Annotated in this window: 1 protein-coding gene; it reads left to right on the top strand. The window is 75.8% G+C overall.

Going from position 1 to position 1,324, the window contains the following annotated elements; genetic code table 11:
* A partial coding sequence (locus ACIQOV_RS41700) for a maltokinase (RefSeq protein ID WP_401056394.1) occupies positions 1-1,285 on the top strand: 1,285 nt, incomplete at its 5' end.
* Positions 1,286-1,324 lie beyond the last annotated feature (39 nt).

Below are 1,324 nucleotides of genomic sequence, written 5' to 3'. Positions count from 1 at the left end.
CCCGGTGGTCGGCACCCCGCTGCAGGTCGGCGACCCGGCCCTGCTCCACCTGTTGCTACGGGTCGAGCACGCCACCACGGCCGGCGCCCCGCACGGCGACATCTACCAACTGCTGCTCGGCATCCGCTCCGGCGGGCTCGGGGACATCGGGCCCGGCGCCGTACTCGGCCGGCTCAGCCAGGGCCCGTACGACGGCGCGACCCTCTACGACGCGGTGCACGACCCGGAACTCACCGGGCGGCTGCTGGAACACCTGGCCACCGGCGACCGCTTCGGCGCGCTCTCCTTCCGCCGCACCCCCGGCTCGGGGCTGCCCGCCAACCTCCCCGGCCGCGCCTCCACCGCCGAGCAGTCCAACAGCTCGGTCATCTACGGCACCTCGTACATCCTCAAGCTGTTCCGCCGCATCCACCCCGGCACCAACCCCGACCTCGAACTCTCGCTCGCGCTCTCCCGGGCCGGGTCCACCCGCATCCCCCGGGTCGCCGCCTGGTTCGAGAGCCGGATGGAGCGCGCCGAGCCCGCCACCCTCGGGCTGCTGCAGCGCTACCTGCCGGACGCCGAGGACGGCTGGGAACTGGCCCTCGACCAGGTCGGCCGGCTCAAGGGCGACCGGTCCCCGGGCAACTTCGCCATCGAGGCGCACCGGCTCGGCCGGGCCACCGCCGAGGTGCACCGGGTGCTGGCCCGCTCGATGCCGGTCGCCCGGCTCGACCGCACCCAGACCGGACGCCTGGCCGGCGCGATGGCCGACCGGCTGGACAGCGCCGTGGCCGCCGTCCCCGGGCTGCTGCGCTTCCGGGCCGCGCTGCGCGCCGCCTTCCAGCAGCTCGCCGACGCCCACCCGGACGGTCTGCCGGTCCAGCGCATCCACGGCGACCTGCACCTCGGACAGGCGATGCGCACCCCGCACGGCTGGGTGCTGCTGGACTTCGAGGGCGAGCCGGCCAAGTCGGTCAACGAGCGCCGCGAGCCGCAGCCGGCCCTGCGCGACGTCGCCGCGATGCTGCGCTCCTTCGACTACGCGGCCGCCCACCTGCTGGCCGGCGGCCCGGTCGACCCGGAGCTGGCCCACCTGGCCGCCGCCTGGGCCCAGCGCAACCGCACCGCCTACTGCGCCGGCTACACCGCCGGCGGCGGCGCCGACCCGGCCGCCTCGCCGGAGCTGATGCGCGCGCTGGAGATCGACAAGGCGGTGTACGAGGTGGTGTACGAGGCCCGGCACCGGCCGAGCTGGCTGCCGATCCCGCTGGCCGCGATCAACCGGCTGGCCCTGTCCGTCTGACCCCCCGCTTCCCGTACCGCCCGCAGGAGTTCGCCCACC

It is taken from the genome of Kitasatospora sp. NPDC091257 (genome assembly GCF_044757675.1).
Lineage (GTDB): Bacteria > Actinomycetota > Actinomycetes > Streptomycetales > Streptomycetaceae > Kitasatospora > Kitasatospora lactacystinica.
Note: the sequence above shows the minus strand (reverse complement) of the source record. Positions and strands in the feature narration are given on the sequence as shown.